This window comes from Actinoplanes sp. NPDC023714 (assembly GCF_040639855.1).
GTDB lineage: Bacteria > Actinomycetota > Actinomycetes > Mycobacteriales > Micromonosporaceae > Actinoplanes.
This window is the reverse complement of the sequence record NZ_JBFAAR010000001.1, coordinates 220,096-244,677: the sequence shown is the minus strand read 5'-3', so window position 1 is coordinate 244,677 and position 24,582 is coordinate 220,096. Positions and strand designations below refer to the sequence as shown.

Below are 24,582 nucleotides of genomic sequence, written 5' to 3'. Positions count from 1 at the left end.
GTCGGTCACTTGCTCTTGCGCCCGGCCGCCAGCATCGCGTCGACCAAACGGGCCGCCGCGTGTCCGTCGTCGAGGTCGCTCGCACGCTGCTTGAACGCCTGGTACTGGGCCGCGTACTTCTCCACCACCCGGTCCGAGGCGCCGATCGCGTCGATCACCTCGTCGGACGTGGAGAGCAGCGGTCCCGGCGCCTCGGCCTCGAAGTCGAAGTAGAAGCCGCGCAGGTTGTCCCGGTAGTTCTCCAGGTCGTACGTGAAGAACAGGATGGGCCGGCCGGTGCTCGCGAAGTCGAACATGACCGAGGAGTAGTCGGTGATCAGTACGTCGGTGATCGCCAGCAGGTCGGCCATGTCCGGGTAGGTGGAGACGTCGTAGACGAACCCGTTGCCGGCGCCGCGGATCTCGTCGACCACGTTGGGGTGCCGCCGGATCAGCAGCACGTGGTCGTCGCCGAGACGCTCCCGGGCCGCCTCCAGGTCGAGCATCATGGTCATCTTGTACGCGCCGCCGCGGTAATACTCGTCGTCGCGCCAGGTCGGCGCGTAGAGCACCACCTTCTTGCCGTCCGGCAGGCCGATCCGGCGCCGCACGTCGGCGACCAGCGCGTCGCGCTTCTCGCCCTCCAGGAAGAGCACGTCGTTGCGCGGGTAGCCGATCTCCAGGATCTCGCCGGGGAAGCGGAACGCCCGCTTCAGGATCGGCGTGCTGAAGGTGTTCGGCGAGACCAGGTGACTCCAGTTCTTCGCCTCGGTCTCCAGCTTCTCGAAGTACTGCTTGTCGGCGAAGTGCAGGTCCTCGATGTCGAAGCCGATCCGCTTGAGCGGGGTGCCGTGCCAGGTCTGGATGACGACCTGGTCGGGGCGGCGCTCGAACCAGCCGGGCAGGTGCTGGTTGGTGACGATGTAGCGGCTCGTGGCGAGGGCCTCGTACCACTCGTGGCGCCAGAGGGCGACGGCCCGGGCCGAGTCCGGCACGGCGGCCTGGCCGTCGGTGACCACCCAGAGGTGGCCGAGCGGCAGACCGCGGGCGACCAGCTCCTCGTGCACGGCGCGGGGGCTGTCCGAGTATTGCCGGCCGGTGAAGCTGTTGTAGAGCACGACGTCGCGCAGCGGCGTCTTGCGCATCTTCGGGTAGAGCTCGGTCCGGCTGCGGAAGCCGTTGGCCTTGCCGCGCTCGGAGTCGGTGAGGGCGGTCCGGACCCGGATCACGCTGCGCTGGTCGACGAGCCACTCCAGGGTGACCCGCTTCGGGTCGGCCGGGTGGCCGAGCGGCAGGCTCTCCATCGTCCCGGCGGCCAGCGGCAGCGGGCGGATCGGGCCGTCGCCGAGCCGGTAGTAGAGGTTCCAGGTGCCGGCCTTGAGCCGGATGTCCCAGCCGAAGTTCGGCACCCGCAGCGGGTCGAGGTCGAGGCTCCAGGTCTCGCCGTCGACGGTCACCGGGAAGTGCTTGGTCTCCCGGCCGTTGGAGAGCCGGACGGCGACCCGCAGGTCGCTCCAGTCGCCGGCCGGCGGCAGCGTGCCGGTGAGCCGGAAGCCGGTGCTCAGCGACGTCACGCCGGCGATCACCGGGGTGAGCGGCTGGGCGGTCAGCACCGGGTGGCCCTTGCGGTCCGGCAGCAGGTTGATGGTGCGGCCGGAGAGGTAGAGCGGCGGGAAGCTGAAGTAGTCGTGCATGGCGAGCCGGATCGGGGCGGCGTGCTCGTCACCGGCCGACAGCTCGACGTCCCACCGCTCGCCGGGCTCGCCCGGCAGCAGTTCGGGGTAGTCGAAGCGGTCGTCCTGGAGGTCGGTGACCGGCACCCGGAAGACGAACTCGTCGTTCTGGATGTCGACCGGGTAGCTGCGCCAGGCGATCCCGGACGTGCGCGACAGCCGGGCCGTGGCCGGCCGCCGGTTCGCGCCGGTCACCTCGCCGCGGATCTCGACGTGGTCGCCCTCCAGCCGGCCGCCGGTGAGCCGGGCGCCGACGTGCTCGACGTGCAGCTGGAACTTGCCGTTCGTCACGACCGGCGTGACCCGCACGTCCTTATCGACGTAGAGGCTGGTCAGCCGGATCGGGTTGGCGTGCTCGCCGACGGTGAGCGGGCCCTTGCTCTTCTGGCCGAGGCCGAGGACGCCGACCACGACGGTCCAGATGCCGTCCTGCCACCTGCCGTCCTCGCCGCGCAGCGACTGGACGTCGATCTCCGACTCGAACCCGGACCAGTCGTAGTTCATGGTCTGGCTGCCGTGCACCGCGGTCGCGTCCAGGCACTTGTGGTTGACCAGGGCCTGGCGCTTGGTCCGGCGGCCGTTCTCGTCGCGCAGCCAGACCAGCCGGGTGGTCGACCAGGCGTGCGCGGCGGCCTGGCCGGGGATGAACGCGTGCCCGCGGATCTGCAGCTTGTCGCCGCGCCACTGGGCGTCGTGCACCCGGGTGCGCGGGCGCGGGGTGCCGGCCAGGAAGAGCGTGCGCGGCACGTTCGGCAGGCGGTCCTCGAGGAACATCAGCTTGTGGTAGCGGCGCAGGCCCTTGCGGACGATCCGGTGCCGCGCGCGGACGGTCGGGATCATCTCCAGGAGTTCGGGCAGCATCCGATTGCGGACCAGGCGCCAGAGCACCCGCTGTGCGGCCGGGATCTCGTCGTAGACCCGGGCGTCGACGGTGTCCAGGAAGCGGTTGCAGCCGTCCAGGAACTGCTGGTGGTAGTCGTCGTCGACCTGCGGCAGCACCCGCATGAAGAGCATCAGGTCGCCCTTGAGCGCGGACGCGTCGTAGAGGCGCTTCAGCTTGTTCTGCTTGTGCTGGGCGAGGAAGCGGCTCACCTGCTCGACACCGGCCAGCCGGTCGATGAAGCCCTTGATCTCGTCGCGACGCTGAGTGATCGACTTGTCGGCGCCCTCGCGCTCGCGCCAGTAGTAGACCGGCACGTCGAGCGCGTCGACGCTCTTCGCCAGCACGTGCGCCGGGACCATGACCGGGGTGTCCTCGTAGAGCACGCCCTCCGGGAAGGCCAGCCGGTGCTGGTCCCAGAAGGAGCGGCGGAAGATCTTGTTCCACGCGGTGCGGTCGTCCATCAGCGAGATCTGCTTGCTGACGTGGGTACGCAGGTTCGTCGTGGCGAACGGCGTGCGGTGCAGGCCGGACTGGTGCACGCCCCGGCTGGTGAGCCGGTAGACGTTGCCGGAGGCGAAGTCCGACCCGGTCTCCCGGATCGACGCGATGAGCAGCTCGGCGGCGGCCGGCGGCAGCACGTCGTCGCTGTCCACGAACATCAGGAACTCGCCGGTCGCGTGCTCGACGCCGGTGTTGCGGGCCGCGCCGAGGCCGGCGTTCGCCTTGGTGACCAGCTTGAACCGGGGGTCACGGCGGGCGAACTCGGCGGCGATCTCACCGCTCTCGTCGGTGGACCCGTCGTCGACCATCACGACCTCGAGGTCGCGGTAGTACTGAGCCGCGATCGAGGAAAGGCATTCCTCCAGGTAGGGTGCCACGTTGTAGATCGGCACGACGACGCTCAGCACGGAATCCATGCCGTGAAACCTCCTGGAGACCGCAACCCGACTCTTCACTCTATGCGTCGGCTGTTCGGCGAACGTTAGCAGAACGTCAAGTAGCGACGTGAGGCCGTTTCATTACCCAATGGGCCTATTTGTCACCCATCGGCATGCTCTAGGGTTGGCCGGGTGCAGGCCATCGTCGCCACGCTGGGCTACGTCTTCTCATCCGATCGGCGTCAGATCTTGATGATCCGCCGGGACGCCCGCCCCGATGACATCCATTTCGGTTACTACAACGGCCTCGGCGGCAAGCTGGAGCCCGGCGAGGACGTCGTCGCCGGCATCCGCCGCGAGATCCACGAGGAGGCCGGCCTCGACTGCACCGGCGTCGAGCTGGCCGGCACGATCTCCTGGCCCGGCTTCGGCCGCAACGGGGAGAACTGGCTGGGCTTCCTCTTCCGGGTGACGGAGTGGACCGGCGTCCCCGCCACCGCGAACCCCGAGGGCTCGCTGCACTGGGTCGACATCGCCGACGTCCTGGCCGGGAAGGTCCCGATGTGGGAGTCCGACAGGCACTTCCTGCCGCTCGTCTTCGCCGACGAGCCGGCGGTCTTCCACGGCGTCATGCCGTTCAGCGCGGGCCGCGCCACGTCGTGGAGTTACACCATTTAAAGACCATTCACGCGTACGTCCCTCCGCCGGCACCGACGCCGCCGACCGCGCCCGTTGTGTGGAGTTCGGGTCCCATCCGCGCCACAACTCCCCACACACCTTCGGGACGCCCTCCGCGTGTCGAGTTCGGGTCCCATCCGCGCCACAACTCCCCACACACCTTCGGGACACCCTCCGCGTGTCGAGTTCGGGTCCGATCCGCGCCACAACTCCCCACACAGCTTCGGGACGCCCTCTGCGTGTTGAGTTCGGGTCCCATCCGCGCCACAACTCCCCATACAGCCTCGGGACCTGCGCCGCGTGGGGAATGCGGGTTCGGGCGGGGGCGGGGCGGTTGCCCGTACGTGTGAGGAGGGTGACCGGACGGCGAAGGCCGCGCCCTCGGTGGACGCGGCCTTCGGTGAAGCAGGATCAGAAGCGGCGCATGCCGCCGAACTGCCGGTCGCCGGCGTCACCGAGGCCGGGCACGATGTAGGCCTTCTCGTTCAGCCCCTCGTCGATCGACGCGGTGACCAGGCGCAGCGGGAGGCCCGATTCGGCGAGGCGCTCGATGCCCTCCGGGGCGGCCAGCACACAGCAGATGATGATGTCGGTGCAGCCGCGCTCGGCCAGCAGCTTGCAGCAGTGCACCAGCGAGCCGCCGGTGGCCAGCATCGGGTCGAGGACGAGGACCGGCTGGCCGGAGAGGTCGGCCGGCAGCGACTCCATGTAGGCGCGCGGCTCGTAGGTCTTCTCGTCCCGGGCCAGGCCGACGAACCCCATCGACGACTCGGGGAGCAGGCCCAGCGCCGCGTCGGCCATGCCGAGGCCGGCCCGGAGCACCGGGACGATCAGCGGCGGGTTCGCGAGGCGGGTGCCCTCGGTGGCGGCGACCGGCGTCTCGATCGGGTACTTCTCCACGGCGAAGAGGCGGGCCGCCTCGTAGACCACCATCGTGGTCAGCTCGTGCAGCGAGGCACGGAAGACACCGGACTCGGTCTCGGTGCGGCGCATCGCGGTGAGCCGGGTCTGTGCCAACGGATGATCTACGACAAGGACGTCCACCCGGCCCAACCTACCGTTCAACCAAGATCAATTGTCACAGGGTTGCTTAGAATCGGTTTCATGACTGCGACAGCGTCCATCGGGCTGTCCGATCTCCGCTCCTTCCTGCACGGCCTCCCCGGGGTCGACAAGGTCGGGGTCGAGTCGAGGGCGGCGGCGCTCGGCACCCGATCGGTGAAGAAGAGCTCCAAGGCGAAAGCGATCGACCTGGCCATCCGGATGGTCGACCTGACCACCCTCGAGGGCGCGGACACGCCGGGCAAGGTCCGGGCGCTCTGCGCGAAAGGCAGGCGGCCCGACCCGGCCGACCCGGGGTGCCCGCCGGTCGCCGCGATCTGCGTCTACCCGGCCATGGTCCCGGTCGCCGCCGAGGCGCTGGCCGGCTCCGGGGTCCACCTCGCCAGCGTGGCCACCGCGTTCCCGTCCGGCCAGGCGCCGCTGGAGGTGAAGCTCGCCGACACCCGGGCCGCCGTGGCGGCCGGCGCCGACGAGATCGACATGGTGATCAGCCGGGGCGCGTTCCTGGCCGGCGACTACGCCCGGGTCTTCGAGGAGATCGTCGCCGTGAAGGAGGCGTGCGGGAGCGCCCACCTCAAGGTCATCCTGGAGACCGGGGAACTGGCGACGTACGACAACGTGCGCCGGGCGTCCTGGCTCGCCATGCTGGCCGGAGCCGACTTCATCAAGACCTCGACCGGCAAGGTGGCGGTGAACGCGACGTTGCCGATCACCCTGGTGATGCTGGAGGCGGTGCGCGACTTCCGGGACCGGCACGGGCGCCAGGTCGGCGTGAAACCGGCCGGCGGCATCAAGAACACCAAGGACGCCATCAAATACCTGGTGCTCATCAACGAGACGGTCGGCGACGACTGGCTCAGCCCGGACTGGTTCCGGTTCGGCGCGTCCTCGCTGCTCAACGATCTGCTCATGCAGCGCACCAAGCTCACCACCGGTCACTACGCCGGTCCGGACTACTTCACCCTGGACTGAGGCCGATGTTCTCTTACGATCCCGCTCCCGAGTCCCGTTCCGTCGTCGACATCGCGTCCTCCTACGGCCTGTTCATCGACGGCGCGTTCGTTCCCGGCAAAGACGGCAATGTCTTCAAGACGGTCAATCCGGCTTCCGAGGAGGTCCTCGCCGAGGTCGCGTCGGCCGGCTCCGAGGATGTCGATCGCGCCGTGGCGGCGGCTCGTCGCGCTTTCGAATCCTGGTCCGCTCTGCCCGGCTCGGAGCGGGCGAAGTATCTGTTCCGGATCGCTCGGATCATCCAGGAGAGATCCCGGGAACTCGCGGTGCTGGAGTCCCTCGACAACGGGAAGCCGATCAAGGAGTCGCGCGACGTCGATCTGCCTCTCGTCGCGGCACACTTCTTCTACTACGCGGGCTGGGCCGACAAGCTGGCCTACGCCGGGTTCGGCCCCGACCCGCGGCCGCTCGGCGTGGCCGGTCAGGTCATCCCGTGGAACTTCCCGCTGCTGATGCTCGCCTGGAAGATCGCGCCGGCCCTCGCGACCGGCAACACCGTGGTGCTCAAACCGGCCGAGACCACACCGCTGTCGGCGCTCTTCTTCGCCGACGTGTGCCGCCAGGCCGAGCTGCCGCCGGGCGTCGTCAACATCGTGACCGGCGCCGGCGACACCGGGGCCTACCTCGTGCAGCACCCGGACGTGGACAAGGTGGCGTTCACCGGCTCGACCGAGGTGGGCCGGGAGATCGCCCGCTCGGTGGCCGGCACCGGCAAGCGGCTCACCCTGGAACTCGGCGGCAAGGCCGCGAACATCGTCTTCGACGACGCCCCGATCGACCAGGCCGTCGACGGGATCGTGAACGGCATCTTCTTCAACCAGGGGCACGTCTGCTGCGCCGGATCCCGCCTGCTGGTCCAGGAGTCGATCGCCGAGGAGCTGCTCTTCTCGCTGAAGCGGCGGATGTCCACGCTGCGGGTCGGCGATCCGCTCGACAAGAACACCGACATCGGCGCGATCAACTCGGCCGCACAGTTGGCGCGCATTACCGAATTGTCGGAAATCGGGGCCGCGGAGGGCGCCGAGCGCTGGTCGCCGGCCTGCGAGCTGCCCGACCGCGGATTCTGGTTCGCTCCGACGATCTTCACGGGCGTGACCCAGGCCCACCGGATCGCCCGGGAGGAGATCTTCGGGCCGGTGCTCTCGGTGCTGACGTTCCGCACCCCGGCCGAGGCCGTCGAGAAGGCCAACAACACCCCGTACGGGCTGTCGGCCGGCGTCTGGACCGAGAAGGGGTCGCGGATCCTGGCGATCTCGTCGAAGCTCCGGGCCGGCGTGGTCTGGGCCAACACGTTCAACAAGTTCGACCCGGCGTCGCCGTTCGGCGGTTACAAGGAGTCCGGTTACGGCCGCGAGGGTGGCCGCCACGGGTTGGAGGCGTACCTTGCCTAAGTCCGCTCGTCTTGCCGTGCGCAAGACCTACAAGCTCTTCATCGGCGGCGCCTTCCCCCGCAGCGAATCAGGACGGACCTTCGTGGTGAACGGCGACAACGTTGCTCTCGCCTCCCGCAAGGACGCCCGGGACGCGGTGGTCGCGGCCCGGGCCGCCCAGCCCAAGTGGGCCGGCGCCACGGCGTACAACCGCGGCCAGGTGCTCTACCGGGTCGCCGAGATGCTGGAGGCGCGCCGCCGCGAGTTCACATCGCTCGGGGTCAAGGCCGACGAGGTGGACGCCGCGATCGACCGCTGGGTCTGGTACGCGGGCTGGTCCGACAAGATCGCCCAGGTGACCGGCGGGGCGAACCCGGTGGCCGGGCCGTTCTTCAACATCTCCTCGCCGGAGCCGACCGGCGTGGTCGCCGTGGTCGCGCCCGGCACGCTGCTCGGGCTGGTCAGCGTGATCGCCCCGGCCGTGGTCACCGGCAACACCGTGGTCGTGCTCGCGCCGGAACCGCAGGTCGCGATCACGCTGGCCGAGGCGCTCGCCACCTCGGACGTGCCCGGCGGAGTCGTGAACATTCTCACCGGGCAGTACGCCGAGACCGCGCCCTGGCTGGCCGCGCACGCCGACGTCAACGCGCTCGACCTCACCGGCGTCACCTCGGGCGAGCTCGCGGCCGAGCTGGAACGCGCCGCGGCCGGGACCTTGAAGCGGGTGATCCGCCCCCGGCCGGACGCCGACTTCACCGCCGATCCCGGCCTGCGCCCGATGACCGCACTGCTGGAAACCAAGACCGTGTGGCACCCGAAGGGCGAGTGAGACCACCGGGGCCTTTGTCACACAGCGTTGCGGACTAGGGTGTGTGCCCAGAGTCACCCGTCCCGCCACCCCAATGAGCATCCGGAGGTCAACCGTGACCAGCCAGTCCGACGAGCCCGAGGCGTCCGCGCCGGTGGCCGAGAAGTCCTCGTCCGAGGGGCTGACCGGGCGGGAGCTTTGGGATTCCGTCCGCATCGAGCCGGTCGAGATCGCGCTGCCGGGCGGCGTCGGTCTGACCCTCCGTGCCTACCGGAAGGCCGGCGAGGTGACGCCGACCGAGCTCGAGGCCGAGGAAGAGGACATCTTCGACGCCCACAAGCGGGTGCGCGAGGAGGACGGCGAGGAGTTCGTCGAGGTCAGCGACGAGGAGCTGGAGCGCCAGGCGCTCGACGCCGGCGGCGAGACCTCCCCGGCGGACGCCTCGGACGACGCCGAGGAGAAGGAGGAGGTCAAGACCGAACCGGAGGAGACCTCCAGCCAGGCGGACGACGAGGAAGTCCCCCTGTTCCTCAGCCACAAGGGCCGGCTGCTCGCGTTCAAGAGCGCCGAATCGCTCGTCTCCTTCCTTCGTTCGGGTGCTCCGCACGATCTCGCACAATTGGACACCTGGGAGGCCCTCGCCGAGCGGGTACAGTCGAGCGACATCGACCCGCAGCCGGAAGACCGTTACGAGCTCGATCTCGTGGTGGAGAACCTGCGCGGCGGGCACGACAGTTGGGACCTTCCACTCCTCATCGCCGCCGGCGAGATTGCCCGTGACCTGGGGCACGCTCTCCGCATCAAGCCGGTGATCCTGGCACTGTCGCCCGGTTCTCCGCTCGACGACCTGGACGAGTCCCTGCGTTCTGCGGAGAACGGTGGAGTGAGCGGATTCTTCGGGCGCCGCCGGTTGAAGAAAATCGGGGCACAACAGGCGAGCCTCGGCTGGCGTTCGGTCATCGGCAAGATCTCTGCCGCTGTGGACTGGCGTGACTGACCGATTACCAGGGAACATCAAACGTTGGGCAGAGAGAAGCAGCACTCCCGGGGAGGAGGACGACGCCGTGGCGCTCGTGCGCGTGTACTGCGGTCTGGCGTCGGCTGATGAATCGGTGCGTTCGGCTTCGGCCGCGCCACTGACCATCGCCGTGGTGGACGACGCAGGCCGGCTGCTCGGCGTCCATGAGATCAGCGACGACCCGGCGGGCTACGCCCAGCTGGGCACGCTGCTCGTGGAACGGACGACGGGGTTCAGCGACGCGGCGGTCGCCGCCGACAGTGACGACCACGTCGTCACCTCGCTGCTCACCGCCGCCGGTCGGCCATTGGTCGTGGTCGACGACGACGACGCGGACGACTTCGCCGAGCGTTTCTCCGACGACGACTCCCCCGAAGAGATCGCGGCGCCGGTCGCCGCCCGGCGGGCCGTCGGCCTGGCCCGGGCGCTGCAGGCCGGCGCCATCGCGGCGGTCAACCTGCCGACGCCGCGCGAGCTGGTCAGCTACAAGCCCGTCCTGGCCGCACACGTCGCCATGCTGATCGGCCGCCACGCGGCGGCCGTGGCGCTGCGCGAGGTGCTGCGCGAGCTCTACCCGGCCGCTCTCCGGGCCTACCCCGACCCGGCCCACCCGCTGGCCCTGGCCGTGCTCGAGGCGGTGCCCGAGCCCGGCCGGATCACCGGCCGCCCCGGCGACACCGGCCACGTCACCCGCGAGATCGCCGGTGAGCTGGCCCGCAACGGCGCCGGCAGCGACGATCAGCTGATCGCCGCGGTCACCGCCCTGCAGGTGGCGATCAGCGAGTCGCCGCGCCGGGGCGGGGTCAACAAGTCTCTGGCCCCGGCCGCCGCCGACGCGGTCCGGCAGGCGATCGGCGCGGTCCGCTCCTGCGACGCCGCGTGTGCCGCCCTGGTCGGCACGCTGAGCGCCCGGGGCACCATGCCCACGGTCGCCGGCAGCATGGGCCGGCGCTCGTCCCGGCGCTCCACCGAGCCCGCGTCGCTGCAGCCGGTGCCCGACGCCCTGCCGTCCCGCACTTCCGGCCTCACCGCCCGCGACGACAGCCGCGCGGCGGGCCTCACCGCCCGCGACGACGGCCGCGCGGCAGGCCTCACCCGCGACGACAGCCGGGCCGCCGCACTCGGTGGCCGCACCTCCGCGCTCGGTGGCCGCGCCGCCGCGCTCGGAGGCCGCGACGGTGGCCGCCTGTCCGGTCTCGCGGGCCGCGACGACGCCCTCGCCGGCCGCGACTCGTCTCGCGACGACGCGCCGGCCGCCCGCGGCTCCGCTCGTGACGACGCACTCACGGGCCGAGGCTCCGGGCGTGACGACGCACTCGCGGGCCGAGGCTCCGGGCGTGACGATGGACTGGCAGGCCGCGGCGCCTCCCGCGATGACGCTCTGGCGGGCCGCGGCGCCGGCCGTGACGACGCGCTCGGCGGCCGTGACAACGCCCGGGGTGACGCGCTGCCGTCCCGCGCCGCCGCTCTCGCGGGCCGCGACGAGGCACGGGGCGATGTGCTTGCGGGCCGGGACGACGCCCGGGGTGGGGACACCTCGCGCTTCGGCCGCCGCAGCCGTCCCGAGCCGTCGGTGGCCGGGAACGGGCCGGCCACGCCGCAGCCGATGACCGCTCCGCCGGTCGCTCCCGACCCGATCGCTCCGCCGCCGGTCGCACCGGCCGCGGCGAACGGGCTTCCCGGCCGCGCGACCACGCCGGGCAACCGGCCGGTCTCGGTGCCGCCGCCTCCGCCCGGCATGACCCCGATCACGCCGGGTTCGCGCCCGGTTCCGTCGTCCCGCCCTCCGGCGACGCCGACGTCACCCGGTGGTCGTGCCACTCCGGCCGAGGCCGGCGAGCCGTTCCGCCCGACCCTGACGAACGCCGAGCTCAACCGGGCCCGGGCCGAACGTCAGCGCACTGTCATCCCGTCCCGGCCCAAGACGACGCCGGCCAACGGCGTGCCCGGCGGGCCGACCGACTTCAGCCTGCCGCTGCCTCCGCAGTCGCCGGCCGCTCCGTCCGCCCCGGCGCAGCGTCCCGGCCAGGAGATCGCCGACCCGGGTTCGCGGGCCAACTGGCCGCTGCTCAACGCCGGCAAGGACGACGCGGCGGCCACCCCGCCGGCGGCCGCCTCGGTCAGCCCGGCGCCGGCCGGTGGCCGGGTGAAGCCGCCGTGGCAGGACATGCCGAAGGAGCCGCCGTCGCTGCGCCTCGTCGACCAGGCGTTGAACGGGCGGCCCGGCGTCGACCCGGCCGGCCCGCCCCCGCTGCGGGTGGTCGAAGGCGCCGGCATGAGCAAGAAGCTGACCGCCCTCGACCGCAGCAGCACGCCGCCGGTTCCGTCCGACGGCAGCGACGGCGACCTGCTGATCTTCGCGGCGGCCCGTTCGGCGTGGTTCACCGGCAAGTCCGACTCGGACAAACCGGACTGGACCAACCCGAACGACAGCGGCTGGCGCGCGGCGGAGAAGGCGGCCACCCCGGCCGTCGCCGCCGAGACGTCGGCCGGCCTGCCGAAGCGGGTGCCGCAGGCCAACCTGGTGCCGGGTTCGCCGCTGCGCGAGGAGCGTCCGCTGCGGATCGTCCGGGACGCGGCCTCGATCGCCGCGCACACCACGGGCTATTTCCGCGGCTGGCGTCGCGGCCAGGAGATCGGCGGTTTCGCCATGGGCGGGCGCCCGGGCCGCGAGGCCGCCGGGGGCTGGGACTTCACCCGTGACGGCCAGCCCGCCGACGACTACCGCGACAACAACGCCGGTTTCGGCGGACGTTGATCCGACCTTCGAGGCCGCAACCCCGATCGGGGTTGCGGCCTCTGCCTTCGCGCGCGGTCGTCTTCGATTTCTTCGGTACGCTGACCGACCCCGCCGCCGAGCAGGAACGCCGTCCCGCCTTCGCGGCGACGGCCGGGGTGCTAGGGATCGACCCGGACGTCTTCTACACGGCGATGGCGGGCAGTTTCCCGCAACGGATCGTCGGCGCCTACGGCGATACAGCCGCCACCCTGCTCGCCGTCGCGAAGGCGTGCGGGGCCTCCCCCACGCCGGCGACACTCGAGGCGGCGGTACGCACCCACCACGCCGGTGCTGAACGCGTCCGCAGGCCCCGGGAGGGCGCTCTGGACACCGTGGGCACTCTGCGGCGGCTCGGATACCGCACCGGGCTTCTCAGCGACTGCTCCAGCGAACTGTGCGAGGCGTGGGCGACCACCCCGTACGCGCCGCTCATCGACGTCCCGGTCTTCTCCTGGCGGGAGCGGCGCCGCAAACCGGATCCGGCCCTCTATGCCACGGTGGCCGCCCGGCTAGGCGTTCCGGCGAACGAATGCTGGTATGTCGGTGACGGCGGCAGCCGCGAACACGACGGCGCCCGCCGGGCCGGCATGCGCCCCGTCCTCGTCACGAACGTGGCCTATCCAGGGGTGGCAGCCTTCCGCACCGACCCCGACGGGTTCATCCCGCCGCACAAGGTGGACGAGCTGTCCGAGCTGCCTGCCCTGCTCAGCTACTCCGGGGACTGACAGCGAAGGGGCGCAACCACTCACGCAGGCCGCGCGGCGGCAGGCTCGCGGTCTGGACGCGCCAGCGGCCAGCGAGCCGGCGCCGCGCCCTCGGCGGGAGCAGCGATCTGAATCACCCTCCCCGCTGCGACCCGACTTTGATCTTTCAAAGCGCAACCGAATCACTTAGGGTGAGTGAGTGACTCCGGAGAACGAGCGGTGGCGGACATGGCGAAGCCCCGCTCCGGCGACCGGAGCGGGGCTTCAACCAGTTGTCAGGCGGGCGCTACCGCGCGCGAGCGACGCATGGTCAGAACGTACTCCACCAGGGAGATCAGCACGTTCTTCGTCGACTCGCGGTTGCGGGCGTCGCAGCTCACGACGGGCACGTCGCTCGAGATCGCCAGAGCGTCCCGCACGTCCTGCGCGTTGTGGTACTGCATGCCGTCGAAGCAGTTGATGGCGATCAGGTAGGGCAGTCGCCGGTGCTCGAAGAAGTCGATGGCGGCGAAGCAGTCGGCGAGCCGACGCGTGTCCACCATGACCACCGCACCGATGGCGCCCCGGACCAGCTCGTCCCACATGAACCAGAAACGCGTCTGGCCCGGCGTTCCGAACAGGTAGAGGATCAGGTCGCGGTCGATGCTGATCCGGCCGAAGTCCATGGCCACGGTGGTGGTCATCTTGCCCGGCACCTGCCGGTTGTCGTCGACACCCACGCCGGCCGAGGTCATGATGGCCTCGGTGGTCAGCGGGGTAATCTCCGAGACCGACCCCACCAGCGTCGTTTTGCCGACGCCGAAGCCACCGGCGATGACAATCTTCGCCGATGTCACGCGTCCCGCAGCGGGACGAGACATGTCAGAGCCTGCGAAGTCCACTCAGCACCCTTTCCAGCAGTTCCGTGCCTACCGCGTCGGTCTCGTCCTCGAGCGAGGTGGGCTCGTAGACCGCGAGCAGGCCGTCCGAGGCCATGTCTGCCACGATCACCCGAGCCACACCGAGCGGCAGTTGCATGCGTGCGGCGATCTCGGCGAGCGATTGGACCCGCCCGCCGTCGCACATCGCCGCGATGTACTGATGCTCGCTTCCACCCTGTCCGCGGCTCATTCCTGAACGGCCACGCACGGTTGTCTCGACCAGCGCTTCCAGCGCTATCTCAAGCTTCGGACGGGTCCGACCGCGGGTCACGGCATATGGTCTGACCAGCGCACCGGTCGGCTCATCGCGTTCGGGCATAGTCACCGTCAACCCCTCCCTCGGCCCCTCGAAGTGTATTGGTTGTCAAGGTTTCTGACAGTAGCCGACCGGGTCGGCTCACTGCCCGCTTCAGCCCAGCACCCCGGCCGCGGAACGCGGCGCGGGGGTCAGAGCCTCGCCGACCCGGTCGACCAGGAGGGCCATCTCGTAGCCCACCTGCCCGACGTCACAGCTGCGCGCCGCGAGAACCGCGAACGAGGAGCCGTCGGAGATCGACATCAGGAACAGGAATCCATTGTCCATCTCGACCACCGTCTGGAGGACGGCGCCACCCTCGAAGCAACGCGCGGCACCCTGGGTCAGGGATACCAGGCCGGACGCGATGGCCGCCAGCTGGTCGGCACGGTCCCGCGGAAGGTCCCGTGAGGCCGCCAGGAGCAGGCCGTCGGCGGAGACCGCGATCGCGTGCGCGACCCCGGGAACGCGGTCGGCGAAGTTGGCCAGGAGCCAACCGAGATCCTGCGTAGATGTCATGCCTCATGCTCCTTGCCAGCCTGCGAGGGCTGCTGCCCTCCCGGAGTCTCCTCCAGGTTGGTCGATTGTTCCTTGGTGCGACCGCGCTGCACACCCCGGTGGTACGCGGACAGCAGACCGCGGACCCCCTCGGGCGTACGGCGCTGGACGGAGTTACCGCCCCGGTCGACACCGCCGGGGACGAGTTGCGCCATCGGCGTGCGCTTCGGAAGGCCCGCCGTGGTTGTGGTCTCGACCTGTGCCTCGGACGCGGCACGGGCCGCCTGCCAGCCGTCGTCGGCCGCGGTGTGCCACGGGTTCGAGGCCGCCGCGCCGTTGCTGTAGGAGCCGCCGGCCGCCGCCGCGGAGGCGCCGACCGTCGCGGTGTCGAGGTCACGCGACTCGGGCGAGCCGGCCTGCTGCGGCACACCGGCCGTGCGGGTCGGTTCGCCGGTGGGGATCCGGCGCGAGGAGACGATCGACTCGTCGGCCGGACCGGCCGCCGTCTCGGGCCGGGACGTGTCGCTCGGGTGCGTCGTGGTGAACCACGCCGACTCGAGCTCCCGGAAGATCGGCAGCTCCATGGTCTCGTCAGCGAACGGGACGGATCCCTCGCGCTGGCGTGCCGAGGCCTGCGCCGCGGCGATCTGCGCGGCGGCGGTGGCCTGAGCCTCCGCGGCCTGCGCCGAGGACTGCTCCTGCCCGGCGCGGGCGGCGTCCTCGGCCGTGGGGGCCGGGGGCGCCGACGCGGGCATCGGAGCGGTCTGCGGGTTGGTCGGCCGGGCCACCTGCGGCTGCGGCTCGAAGTTGTCCGGGCGGTAGCGCGGGATCTCGGCCGTCATGTCGAGCGCGGCGGCGAGGCTCTCCGGCACGTGCGGCGTCGCGGACTGCTCCCGGTCGGCAGCGACCGGCGGCCAGGCCGGCGGCGCTGCGGCGAACGGGGCGGCCGGCTCGGCCGAGACCGGAGCGTTCGGCATCGGAGCGCCCGACATCGGGCTGTTCGGCATGGCGTTCGGCATCGGTGCGGCCGAGGTCGGCGCCGCGGACACCGGAGCGGCCGAGACCGGCTCCGAGTACGGCGGGGCCGACGGCACCGGAGGCGCCGACACCGGGGGCACCGGCGGGGCGGAGACCGGCGGCATGACCGGTCCGCGACCGAGGTTCTCCGGGTTGGCCGGCAGCTGGCGCGGGATGGCCGTGCCGAAGCCGTTGGTGTCCTCGGGGCGCGGGAAGTCGCCGTTGCGGCGCTGCGCCAGCTCGTCGAGACCGGCGAAGCCCTGCGGGCCGGACGGCAGCGGCGGGATGACCTCGTTGCTGCGCGGGCCGTGGAAGCCGTTGGCGAAGCCGTTGCCGTTGGTGGCCGGACCGGAGTTGCCGTTCAGGCCGCCGAACCCGGTGGGCGCGGCGCCGGTCAGGTCGGACCAGGCCGGCACCGAGCCGTTGGAGCCGTTGACCGGCTCGAACGGGCGGCCACCGCCGTTGAATCCACCGTTGCCGCCGAAGCCACCGCGGCCGCTCTCCAGGGCGAGTGGCTCGCCGAAGGACGGGACGGACGGCTGCGGGCCGGAGTCGAACCCGCCGACGGCGGACTGCATCGACTGGACGCGGGCGGAGGCCGCCGCGGCCAGCACCGAGGAGGGCAGGCCGACCTCGGCCACCGTGCCGCGCTCGCGGTCGGCGGGACGGAGCTCGACGCGGACGGCGTGGCGGTTGGCCAGCCGGGCGACCACGACGAGGCCCATCATGCGGGAGACGGCGACGTCCACCGTGGGCGGGTTGGCGAGCCGCTCGTTGAGGTCGCGCAGCTGCTCACGGCTGATGCCGATGCCGTGGTCCTCGACGGTCAGCACGGCGTTGTCGCCCACCCGGCGCGCCTCGACGAGCACGTTCGAGTTCGGCGGGGAGAAGGCGGTCGCGTTGTCGAAGAGCTCGGCGACCAGGTGGACCATGTCGTTGACGGCGTGCGCCGCCACCTCGATCTCCCGGTCGATCTGGCCGAACTCGATGCGGGTGTAGTGCTCGACCTCGGACTGCGCGGCGCGCAGCACGTCGATCAGAGCGGCCGGCTCGCGCTGCACACGGGTGGAGTCGGCGCCCGCGAGGACCAGGAGGTTCTCGTCGTTGCGGCGCATCCGGGTGGCGAGGTGGTCGAGCTGGAAGAGCTCGGCCAGACGGTCCGGGTCCTCCTCGCCGCGCTCCAGCCGGTCGAGGTGACCGATGAGCCGGTCGACCAGGATCTGCGAACGGCGGGCGAGGTTGACGAACATCGTCGCGACGGAGGCGCGGAGCGCGGCCTGCTCGGCGGCGGTACGCACGGCCTCGAGGTGAACCGCGTTGAACGCCTCGGTCACCTGGCCGAACTCGTCCCGGCTGCGGACCGGCAGCGGCTCGGCGATCTGGTCGGCGACCTGGGCCGGCGTGAGCGACGCGGAGAGCGCCGGGTCACGCAGCCGGCTCACCGCGTGCGGCAGGCCGAACTGGGCCACCGCGAGGGCGCCCTGGCGCAGCTCGCGCAGCGAGCGGGCCATCGACCGGGCGACCAGCCAGGCGAACAGGATGCCGAGCAGGAGCAGGGCGAGCAGCAGGCTGGTCTCCAGGAAGACCCGCTGGTTCGTGTCGTCGCGCAGGGTCGTCGCGTTGGCGACGATGTCCTTGTCGTACTCCACCTCGACCTGGCGGAAGAGGTCGTTGTAGCCCTTCATCGCCTCTTCCCAGGAAGCGGCGTTGAACGGGATGTTTCGGATGTTGTTGCCCTGCAGCGCCATGAGCGGCGTCGTGAGGTTCGTCGCGGCCTGCGCCTTGAGGCCGGTGACCGTGTTGGCGAACATCTGCTTCTCGGCGTCGCTGCCGACCGCGTCGAGCGTGTCGACGGCCAGCGCGTAACCGGTCTGCGTGCTCAGGAACTTCTGGCGCAGGTTGTTGTTCAGCTCGCCGGCGTTGATGATCTCGTGGCCGATGAACCGCTGCTGGGCGATGTAGTCCTTCGCCTCGGCGATCGCGGAGACCGCGCGCAGGTGGTCGCTCAGGGCCGGGTCGGTGGCGAGCTGCGCCGAGGAGTCGCGGACCTGGAGCAGGTCGTCGATCAACGTGTTGTAGTTGATCTTCACGTCTTCCTCGTCGACCTGACCGTTCGCCACCTTGCTGCGGAAGGCGGGGAGGTCCTCGAGGTTGTTGTCGAGGCGGGACAGGAGCGAGCCGACGTTGAACGGAACGTCCTCGAGCGCGCCCTTCTGCTGAACGTACGGCGACTTGGCGGAGTCGACCGCCTCGTGCTCGCCGTTGTAGAGCTCGACTGCCGCCTTCGCGGCGTCGTCGTTCTTCGCGTCCTTGGCGAGCGCCACCATGATGCCGTAGGTCCGCTCGGCCTGGAGGTGGTCGACCAGACCACCGGCCGCCTCGGACAGCACCGAGAGCGTGCGGGCGCGCTCGGCGTTGCTCGCCTCGTCGATGTGGTCGACGAGGCCCTGGACGCCGACGATGATCGTCGCCACCGTGGGCACCAGCATGATCAGGCCGAGTTTCGACCAGATCGGTAGGTCTCGCAGTCGACCAGCCGGTCGACGCAGACGCGACATGACGCCGTTCGCCGCCTTGGGGCGCTTGCTCACGTCACCGTCCTCCTGATTCGGGCCCCGGCATTCGGCTCGCCGGCACCGCGCACGACCGACTCGCCGGGTCGGGCCCCCGAGATTCCATCACGACAAGTGTCAAAGAGAAAGGGCAGGCGGACACGGACCGGTTGTGTGACGCGATGTTGCAACATCGGAGTTGGACATCGCCGGTCCAATATCACTGCGTGTAAATCTGCACATCTCTCAAGGTCACTCACTCGGCCGGGCTGCCTTGGGGGGTGGGGCGCAGCGCGACCGGGTCCCGATCGTAGTCGATCGCGATAGAAGTGACGATGGCTCGCTTCACCGCGATCGGCAAGGCGAGATGCCGGTTTCTGCCGAGTTTGCAGGCGGCAGTCTAGCCGAACGGAGGACGGCTTGTACCTGGCCGTCGATTTCTTTTGACGTACGTTCGTCCGTATCAGAGAAAAGGGCGAAAACCGGCGGCGGACGCCGCCGGTCCCCGGTCAGCCGAGCAGCTTCGCGTACGCCGGCTTGATCACCTCATTGATCAGCACGAGGCGCTCGTCGTACGGGATGAACGCCGACTTCATCGCGTTGATGGTGAGCCACTGCATCTCCGCCCAGCCCCAGCCGAAGGCCTCGCTCAGCAGCGCCATCTCGCGCGACATCGACGTGCCGCTCATCAGCCGGTTGTCGGTGTTGACGGTCACCCGGAACCGGAGGTCGTGCAGCAGCTTGATCGGGTGCCCGGCGATCGAGGCGGCCGCACCGGTCTGCACGTTCGACGACGGGCAGAGCTCCAGCGGGATCCGCTTGTCCCGGACGTACGCCGCGAGCCGGCCCAGGGCCGGGATCTCGAGCGGGGTGCCGGGCGGCGGCACCGTGATGTCGTCCACGATCCGTACGCCGTGACCCAGCCGGTCGGCGCCGCACCACTGGATCGCCTCCCAGATCGACGGCAGGCCGAACGCCTCGCCCGCGTGGATGGTGAAGTGGAAGTTCTCCCGCTGGAGGTACTCGAACGCGTCGAGGTGCCGGGTGGGCGGGAAGCCCGCCTCCGCGCCGGCGATGTCGAAGCCGACCACGCCGGTGTCCCGGTAGCGGACCGCCAGCTCGGCGATCTCCTGCGAGCGGGCGGCGTGCCGCATCGCGGTGAGCAGGGTGCCGATCCGGATCGGCCGGCCGGCCGCGGCCGCCTCGGCGCTGCCGTCGCGGAACCCGGCGTGCACCGCGTCGACGACCTGGTCGAGGGTGAGGCCGGACTCCAGGTGCTGCTCCGGCGCGTAGCGGACCTCGGCGTAGACGACGCCGTCGGCGGCCAGGTCGAGCGCGCACTCCTTGGCGACCCGGTGCAGGCCCTCCTCGGTCTGCATGACCGCGACCGTGTGGGCGAAGGTCTCCAGGTACCGTTCCAGCGAGCCGGAGTCGGCCGCCGCGACGAACCACTCGCCGAGCTCCTCCGGGTCCTGCGCGGGCAGCTCGTGTCCGACGGCCGCGGCCAGCTCGACGATCGTGGCCGGCCGCAACCCGCCGTCGAGATGGTCGTGGAGCAGAACCTTCGGTGCCTTGACGATGTCCGAGTGTGCGATGCCAACCATCAGAAGAGCCTAGAGGGAAGCACCCGATGATCGACGGAGCAATCCCGTATCTGCGGTGCCCGGTGTGCGGGGAACCACTCGCGCGCCGGGAGCGCGCGCTGCGATGTCCGCGAGGGCACAGCTTCGACATGGCGAAGCAGGGGTACGCCGACCTCAGCGCCGGACGGCTCCCGCACAGCGGCGACACCGCCGGGATGGTGGCCGACCGGGCCGCGTTCCTGGGCGCCGGGCACTACGACTTCATCGCCGACGCCCTCGCCGGGCACCGCACCGACGGGCTGGTCCTGGACGCCGGCACCGGGACCGGCGACTACCTGGCCCGCTTCCTGGACGCGTCGCCGTCCGCCACCGGGCTCGGCCTGGACGTGTCCAAGCCGGCGCTGCGCCGGGCGGCCCGGGCCCACGAGCGCGCCGCCGCGGTGCTGACCGACCTGTGGCGGCCGCTGCCGGTCGCGGACGCGTCGGCATCGGTGATCCTGAACGTCTTCGCGCCGCGCAACGGCGCCGAGTTCCGGCGGGTGCTGCGCCCGGACGGGGTGCTGCTGGTGGTCACCCCGGCCGCCGACCACCTGGCCGAGCTGATCGCCGAGCACGGGCTCATCTCGGTCGACCCGGACAAGGCGGCCCGGGTGTCGGGCAGCCTCGACGCGCACTTCTCCCGGGTCTCCAGGACGGCGCTGCGACGCTCGCTCGACCTCGACGGCACCGAGGCCCGCACCCTGATCGGGATGACGCCGAGCGCGCGGCATGCGGATATTTCCGATTTGTCGGGCGGGAAAGTGACGGCCGCCGTGGACCTCACGGTTTATCGTCCCCGCTAGACCGAGAGATCTACTTCCTCCCACTCCGGCGGGGCGTCGTGGTACGGCCCGGTGAAGACGACGGCCCACTCGAGTGCCCACCGCCGCTGCCCGATCGCGTTGCTGTCCACCTCGCCGGGCAGCGTCCGGCCGGCCTGCTCGGACTCCTGGAACGCCCAGTCCAGGCAGTAGTAGAGGTCCAGCAGCACGGCGGCCTCGGCCGGGTCCCGGACCGCCACCAGCGACCGCGACCGCCAGCTGCCGAACGTCTCCCCGGCCGGCAGGTCCGGCATCTGCGTCATCAGCCCGTCGTCCGGCGGCACGGTCGGGTCCAGGTGCCGGCTCAGGCCGAGCAGCCAGGCCAGCGCGAAGACGGCGTCGTGGTGCAGCACGAACGACCGGTGGTCGCCCTTCGCCCCGATCACGAACTGCCACTCCGGCGGGGTGACCAGGTCGACCAGGTGCGAGCCGAGCAGCCAGCTCATCGCCGCCTCGGTGGGCATGCCGAAGCAGCGCGCGACGACCACGTGCAGCACCGCGGCCCGGGCCTCCAGCTCGGCGGTCGGGCGCAGCTCGACCGTGTCCCCCGGCTCCCACACCAGCGGGAACGCCAGGGGTGGCAGGGGCAGGCCGAGCCGCGCGAGCTCGTCGAGACTGGCCTCGCGGACCGCGCGGGGATCGGGGGCGGCCTTCGTCATGGTGCGGTCAGGCTATGCGGTCGAGGAGCAGCCCGGCGGAGGAGGGCGGCTCGGTGCCGACGACGACCGCGGCGGCCGCCTCGTCCCGCGCCACCGGGATCCGGGACTCGTCGTCGGCGCGCAGCTCCAGCAGCACGTCGCCGGTCCGGACCCGGTCGCCCGGGCGGACCTTGAGCTGGACGCCCGCGCCGAAGCTGACCGGGTCCTCCTTGCGCGCCCGGCCGGCGCCGAGACGCCAGGCCGCGATGCCGATCCCGTACGCGTCGAGCGAGGTGACCACGCCGTCCCGCTCGGCCCGCAGCACCTCGGTGTGCCGGGCCTGCGGCAGCGCCGCGTCCGGGTCGCCGCCCTGGGCCCGGATCATCGCCCGCCAGGTGTCCATGGCCGCGCCCGAGGCGAGCGCCTTCTCCGGGTCGGCGTCCACGCCCGCGGCCGCGAGCATCTCCCGGGCCAGGGCCAGGGTGAGCTCGACCACGTCGGCCGGGCCGCCGCCGGCCAGCACCTCGACCGACTCGGCCACCTCGTTGGCGTTGCCGACGGCCAGCCCGAGCGGGGTGCTCATGTCGGTGAGCAGCGCGACCGTGGTGACGCCGCTGTCCTTGCCGAGCTGGACCATGGTGCGGGCCAGCTCCTGCGCCATGGCGAGGTCCTTCATGAACGCGCCCGAGCCGACCTTGACGTCCAGGACCAGCGCCCCGGTGCCCTCGGCGATCTTCTTGCTCATGATCGAGCTGGCGATCAGCGGGATGGCCTCGACCGTGCCGGTCACGTCGCGCAGGGCGTAGAGCTTGCGGTCGGCCGGGGCCAGGCCCTCGCCGGCCGCGCAGATGACCGCGCCGATGTCCTGGAGCTGCGACTTGAACTGGTCGTTGGAGATCCGGGCCTGCCAGCCCGCGATCGACTCCAGCTTGTCCAGCGTGCCGCCGGTGTGCCCGAGGCCGCGGCCGGAGAGCTGCGGCACGGCCACGCCGCAGGCCGCGACGAGCGGGGTCAGCGGCAGCGTGATCTTGTCGCCCACGCCGCCGGTGGAGTGCTTGTCGGCGGTCGGCCGGGTGACCGAGGAGAGGTCCAGGCGCTCGCCGCTCGCGATCATCGCGGCGGTCCAGCGGGCGATCTCGCGCGGCGTCATGCCGCGCAGCAGGATCGCCATGGCGAGCGCGGACATCTGCTCGTCGGCGACGACGCCCTTGGTGTACGCGTCGACCACCCAGTCGATCTGGGCGTCGGAGAGCTCGTGCCCGTCCCGCTTGGCCCGGATCACGTCCACTGCCGCGAAGCCGCTCACCTGTTCTCCTCCCAGCGCGACCCGATGCCCTCGGGAGCGTCGCCCTCGCCGGCCCAGGAGAGGCCGCCCTCGGCGTCCACCACGACCACCCGCGGGGTACGGACCAGTCCCCAGGCCACCGCCGCGGCGGCCGCCGGGAAGTTCGGGCCCTCCTCCAGGATGCCCTTCTCCTCGGCGCTGCCGGGCTCACCCGACGAACGCTCCCAGTACGCGGTCCAGATCGTCTCGCCACCGGAGATGTCCGGGTGGACGAAGACCGATCCCCGGCCGCGCCACTTGGCCAGCTCGGCGGGCACCTCGGCGCCGCCGGTCCCGCCGGTCACCCGCTGCATGTCCTCGTACCCGAAGGCGTACGGCAGCAGCTCGGTCATCCGCAGCGGCCGGGGCAGCGCCTCGACCAGCAGGTCCGGGCCGCCGTGCTCCCAGAGCAGCTGGCGGCAGCGGCCGCACGGCATCAGCGGCGCGCCGGTCGCGTCCACGCAGGAGATCGCCACCAGCCGGCCCCCGCCGGACGCGTGCAGCGAGCTCACCAGGCCGCACTCCGCGCAGAGGGTCATCCCGATGGACGCGTTCTCCACGTTGCAGCCCACGATCACCCGGCCGTCGTCGACCAGCCCGGCCACACCGACCGGGAAGTCGGAAATCGGCACGTACGCACGCCGCATCGTCTCGATGGCGGACGCGCGCAGCGCCGCCCAGTCGATCTCCATAAAACCGATTCTGCCTGACTCTGGGAACTGGCTAGCTCTTGATGTACGGAACGCCGTCGGCCGCCGGGGCACGGACCCGGCCGACCAGGCCGGCCACCGCGATGATGGTGGCCAGGTACGGCAGCATGTTGAGGAACTGGCTGGGCACCGGGCTGCCGACCGCGCTCAGGTAGGTCGCCAGCTTCTGCGCGAAGCCGAAGAAGAGCGCCGCCCCGAGCGCGCCGAACGGGGTGAACCGGCCGAAGATCAGCGCGGCCAGGGCGATGAAGCCCGCGCCGGCCGTCATGTTCTTGGTGAAGCTGCCGGTCGCCACGAGCGTGAAGTACGCGCCGCCGAGGCCGGCGACCACGCCGCCCATCAGCACGTTCAGGTACCGCAGGCCGCGGACCCGGATGCCCACCGTGTCGGCCGCGGTCGGGTGCTCGCCGACCGCGCGGGTCCGCAGGCCCCAGCGCGTCCGGGTGAGCCCGAAGTGGATCAGGACGACCAGGCCGAGCGCGACCCAGACCAGCAGGTTCGTGTCGAACAGCACCGGGCCGATGACCGGGATGTCGGCCAGGCCGGGGATCCGCCACTCGGGCAGCCGCGGCGGCTCGTTGTAGGTGCTCGCGTCGCTCTGCATCAGCCGCTCGTAGAGGAAGCCGGTGACGCCGAGCGCGAACAGGTTGAGCACGATGCCGACCACGGTCTGGTCGACCAGGTACCGGATCGAGAGCACCGCCAGGATCGCCGCGATGATCACGCCGCCGACGGCCGCGCTGATCAGGCCGGCCCAGACGCTGGTGGCCATCGTGCCGACCAGGGCCCCGGCGAACGCGCCCATCAGGAACTGGCCCTCGATCGCCACGTTCACGACGCCGGACCGCTCGCCGAGCACGCCCGCGAGCGCGCCCAGGATCAGCGGCAGCGCCAGCTGCAGCGTGCCGCTGGTGGTGTCCACGAGCGGCAGGAACTTGCCCGCCACCTGCCAGCAGAGGAACGACAGGACGAAGGCCAGGATGCCGAGCGAGAGCAGCAGGTTCTGGTACTTCTTGGCGAAGCTCGCGAAGAGCAGGCCGCCGGTCGCGATCGTGACGATCCCGAAGAGCACCGCGCCGAGCTGACCGTTGATCGACAGCGCCGCGCCCTCGGCGTCCTCGCTCAGGGTGAACCGGGCCGCCTCGCCCGGCGCGAGCGAGCCGAAGAGGGCCGCGGCCAGGATGCCGATCACGACGAGGCCCACGCCGAGGCGCCGCTGCCGGGTCCAGAACGGCTCCGGCGCGGTGACCTCGGCGGTCTCCTGCACAGTTGCGGTCGACAT

19 protein-coding genes are annotated in these 24,582 nt (G+C 71.3%); 8 read left to right on the top strand and 11 right to left on the bottom strand.

The window, feature by feature from the left end; genetic code table 11:
* Positions 1 to 5 precede the first annotated feature (5 nt).
* Positions 6 to 3,512: a bifunctional glycosyltransferase family 2 protein/CDP-glycerol:glycerophosphate glycerophosphotransferase gene (locus AB0G10_RS01245; protein ID WP_360914664.1), complete on the bottom strand. Its 3,507-nt coding sequence runs from the start codon at positions 3,510 to 3,512 to the stop codon at positions 6 to 8.
* A gap of 153 nt (positions 3,513 to 3,665) precedes the next feature.
* Between AB0G10_RS01245 and AB0G10_RS01240 the strand changes: the two genes are divergently transcribed.
* Positions 3,666 to 4,151 carry an 8-oxo-dGTP diphosphatase gene (locus AB0G10_RS01240; protein ID WP_360914661.1) on the top strand — a complete coding sequence of 162 codons (486 nt, stop codon included), beginning with the start codon at positions 3,666 to 3,668 and terminating at the stop codon, positions 4,149 to 4,151.
* A 411-nt stretch (positions 4,152 to 4,562) separates the two neighbouring features.
* Here AB0G10_RS01240 and upp read toward each other — a convergent pair whose 3' ends face one another.
* Complete coding sequence (gene upp, locus AB0G10_RS01235; protein WP_360914658.1) at positions 4,563 to 5,195, bottom strand: uracil phosphoribosyltransferase; 633 nt, start codon at positions 5,193 to 5,195, stop codon at positions 4,563 to 4,565.
* Positions 5,196 to 5,255: 60 nt separating this feature from the next.
* Here upp and deoC point away from each other — a divergent pair, with 60 nt between their 5' ends.
* From deoC to AB0G10_RS01205, 6 genes are all read left to right on the top strand, one after another.
* The gene (deoC, locus tag AB0G10_RS01230) at positions 5,256 to 6,185 is read left to right on the top strand and encodes a deoxyribose-phosphate aldolase (RefSeq protein ID WP_360914655.1); all 930 of its coding nucleotides are present in this window, start codon (positions 5,256 to 5,258) and stop codon (positions 6,183 to 6,185) included.
* A 5-nt stretch (positions 6,186 to 6,190) separates the two neighbouring features.
* On the top strand, positions 6,191 to 7,615 hold the full coding sequence (locus AB0G10_RS01225) for an aldehyde dehydrogenase family protein (protein ID WP_360914652.1): 1,425 nt from the start codon (positions 6,191 to 6,193) through the stop codon (positions 7,613 to 7,615).
* The gene (locus tag AB0G10_RS01220; RefSeq protein WP_360914649.1) at positions 7,608 to 8,423 is read left to right on the top strand and encodes an aldehyde dehydrogenase family protein; all 816 of its coding nucleotides are present in this window, start codon (positions 7,608 to 7,610) and stop codon (positions 8,421 to 8,423) included. Before AB0G10_RS01225 ends, AB0G10_RS01220 begins: the two co-directional genes overlap by 8 nt.
* Before the next feature lie 73 nt (positions 8,424 to 8,496).
* On the top strand, positions 8,497 to 9,399 hold the full coding sequence (locus AB0G10_RS01215; RefSeq protein WP_360914646.1) for a DNA primase: 903 nt from the start codon (positions 8,497 to 8,499) through the stop codon (positions 9,397 to 9,399).
* Positions 9,392 to 12,178 carry a transposase gene (locus AB0G10_RS01210; RefSeq protein WP_360914643.1) on the top strand — a complete coding sequence of 929 codons (2,787 nt, stop codon included), beginning with the start codon at positions 9,392 to 9,394 and terminating at the stop codon, positions 12,176 to 12,178. Before AB0G10_RS01215 ends, AB0G10_RS01210 begins: the two co-directional genes overlap by 8 nt.
* 32 nt (positions 12,179 to 12,210) lie before the next feature.
* Entirely contained in the window at positions 12,211 to 12,924 is a 714-nt protein-coding gene (locus AB0G10_RS01205; RefSeq protein WP_360914640.1) for an HAD family hydrolase, read from the top strand.
* Positions 12,925 to 13,178: 254 nt separating this feature from the next.
* Here the strand turns inward: AB0G10_RS01205 and AB0G10_RS01200 are convergent, their stop codons facing one another.
* From AB0G10_RS01200 to AB0G10_RS01180, 5 genes are all read right to left on the bottom strand, one after another.
* The gene (locus AB0G10_RS01200; RefSeq protein WP_229068131.1) at positions 13,179 to 13,763 is read right to left on the bottom strand and encodes an ATP/GTP-binding protein; all 585 of its coding nucleotides are present in this window, start codon (positions 13,761 to 13,763) and stop codon (positions 13,179 to 13,181) included.
* Between the two features lies 1 nt (position 13,764).
* Positions 13,765 to 14,142, bottom strand: a complete 378-nt coding sequence (locus AB0G10_RS01195; protein WP_360917915.1) for a DUF742 domain-containing protein — start codon at positions 14,140 to 14,142, stop codon at positions 13,765 to 13,767.
* Between the two features lie 90 nt (positions 14,143 to 14,232).
* Positions 14,233 to 14,637 carry a roadblock/LC7 domain-containing protein gene (locus AB0G10_RS01190; RefSeq protein ID WP_014447580.1) on the bottom strand — a complete coding sequence of 135 codons (405 nt, stop codon included), beginning with the start codon at positions 14,635 to 14,637 and terminating at the stop codon, positions 14,233 to 14,235.
* Positions 14,634 to 18,224, bottom strand: a complete 3,591-nt coding sequence (locus AB0G10_RS01185) for a nitrate- and nitrite sensing domain-containing protein (RefSeq protein WP_360914637.1) — start codon at positions 18,222 to 18,224, stop codon at positions 14,634 to 14,636. The genes AB0G10_RS01190 and AB0G10_RS01185 overlap by 4 nt, the downstream gene beginning before the upstream one ends.
* A 470-nt stretch (positions 18,225 to 18,694) precedes the next feature.
* Positions 18,695 to 19,789: an adenosine deaminase gene (locus AB0G10_RS01180; RefSeq protein WP_360914634.1), complete on the bottom strand. Its 1,095-nt coding sequence runs from the start codon at positions 19,787 to 19,789 to the stop codon at positions 18,695 to 18,697.
* Between the two features lie 26 nt (positions 19,790 to 19,815).
* Between AB0G10_RS01180 and AB0G10_RS01175 the strand changes: the two genes are divergently transcribed.
* The gene (locus AB0G10_RS01175; RefSeq protein WP_360914631.1) at positions 19,816 to 20,610 is read left to right on the top strand and encodes a putative RNA methyltransferase; all 795 of its coding nucleotides are present in this window, start codon (positions 19,816 to 19,818) and stop codon (positions 20,608 to 20,610) included.
* Here AB0G10_RS01175 and AB0G10_RS01170 read toward each other — a convergent pair.
* The 4 genes from AB0G10_RS01170 to AB0G10_RS01155 are packed head-to-tail and all read right to left on the bottom strand — an operon-like array spanning position 20,607 to position 24,582.
* The gene (locus tag AB0G10_RS01170; RefSeq protein ID WP_360914628.1) at positions 20,607 to 21,287 is read right to left on the bottom strand and encodes a DUF4272 domain-containing protein; all 681 of its coding nucleotides are present in this window, start codon (positions 21,285 to 21,287) and stop codon (positions 20,607 to 20,609) included. The genes AB0G10_RS01175 and AB0G10_RS01170 overlap by 4 nt on opposite strands.
* Positions 21,288 to 21,294: 7 nt before the next feature.
* Positions 21,295 to 22,572 (bottom strand): thymidine phosphorylase, encoded by a 1,278-nt coding sequence (locus AB0G10_RS01165; RefSeq protein WP_360914625.1) that lies wholly within the window; start codon positions 22,570 to 22,572, stop codon positions 21,295 to 21,297.
* A complete protein-coding gene (locus AB0G10_RS01160; RefSeq protein WP_360914622.1) occupies positions 22,569 to 23,282 on the bottom strand; it encodes a cytidine deaminase in 714 nt (237 codons plus the stop codon). The genes AB0G10_RS01165 and AB0G10_RS01160 overlap by 4 nt, the downstream gene beginning before the upstream one ends.
* A gap of 31 nt (positions 23,283 to 23,313) precedes the next feature.
* The gene (locus AB0G10_RS01155; RefSeq protein ID WP_360914619.1) at positions 23,314 to 24,582 is read right to left on the bottom strand and encodes an ABC transporter permease; all 1,269 of its coding nucleotides are present in this window, start codon (positions 24,580 to 24,582) and stop codon (positions 23,314 to 23,316) included.

Excerpts from the sequence above, each read along its gene's own strand:
- AB0G10_RS01245 (WP_360914664.1), bottom strand. The coding sequence starts at position 3,512 with ATGGATTCCGTGCTGAGCGTCGTCGTGCCGATCTACAACGTGGCACCC.
- deoC (WP_360914655.1), top strand. The coding sequence starts at position 5,256 with ATGACTGCGACAGCGTCCATCGGGCTGTCCGATCTCCGCTCCTTCCTG.
- AB0G10_RS01225 (WP_360914652.1), top strand. The coding sequence starts at position 6,191 with ATGTTCTCTTACGATCCCGCTCCCGAGTCCCGTTCCGTCGTCGACATC.
- AB0G10_RS01215 (WP_360914646.1), top strand. The coding sequence starts at position 8,497 with ATGAGCATCCGGAGGTCAACCGTGACCAGCCAGTCCGACGAGCCCGAG.
- AB0G10_RS01200 (WP_229068131.1), bottom strand. The coding sequence starts at position 13,763 with ATGTCTCGTCCCGCTGCGGGACGCGTGACATCGGCGAAGATTGTCATC.
- AB0G10_RS01195 (WP_360917915.1), bottom strand. The coding sequence starts at position 14,142 with ATGCCCGAACGCGATGAGCCGACCGGTGCGCTGGTCAGACCATATGCC.
- AB0G10_RS01190 (WP_014447580.1), bottom strand. The coding sequence starts at position 14,637 with ATGACATCTACGCAGGATCTCGGTTGGCTCCTGGCCAACTTCGCCGAC.
- AB0G10_RS01180 (WP_360914634.1), bottom strand. The coding sequence starts at position 19,789 with ATGGTTGGCATCGCACACTCGGACATCGTCAAGGCACCGAAGGTTCTG.
- AB0G10_RS01175 (WP_360914631.1), top strand. The coding sequence starts at position 19,816 with ATGATCGACGGAGCAATCCCGTATCTGCGGTGCCCGGTGTGCGGGGAA.
- AB0G10_RS01170 (WP_360914628.1), bottom strand. The coding sequence starts at position 21,287 with ATGACGAAGGCCGCCCCCGATCCCCGCGCGGTCCGCGAGGCCAGTCTC.
- AB0G10_RS01160 (WP_360914622.1), bottom strand. The coding sequence starts at position 23,282 with ATGGAGATCGACTGGGCGGCGCTGCGCGCGTCCGCCATCGAGACGATG.
- AB0G10_RS01155 (WP_360914619.1), bottom strand. The coding sequence starts at position 24,582 with ATGTCGACCGCAACTGTGCAGGAGACCGCCGAGGTCACCGCGCCGGAG.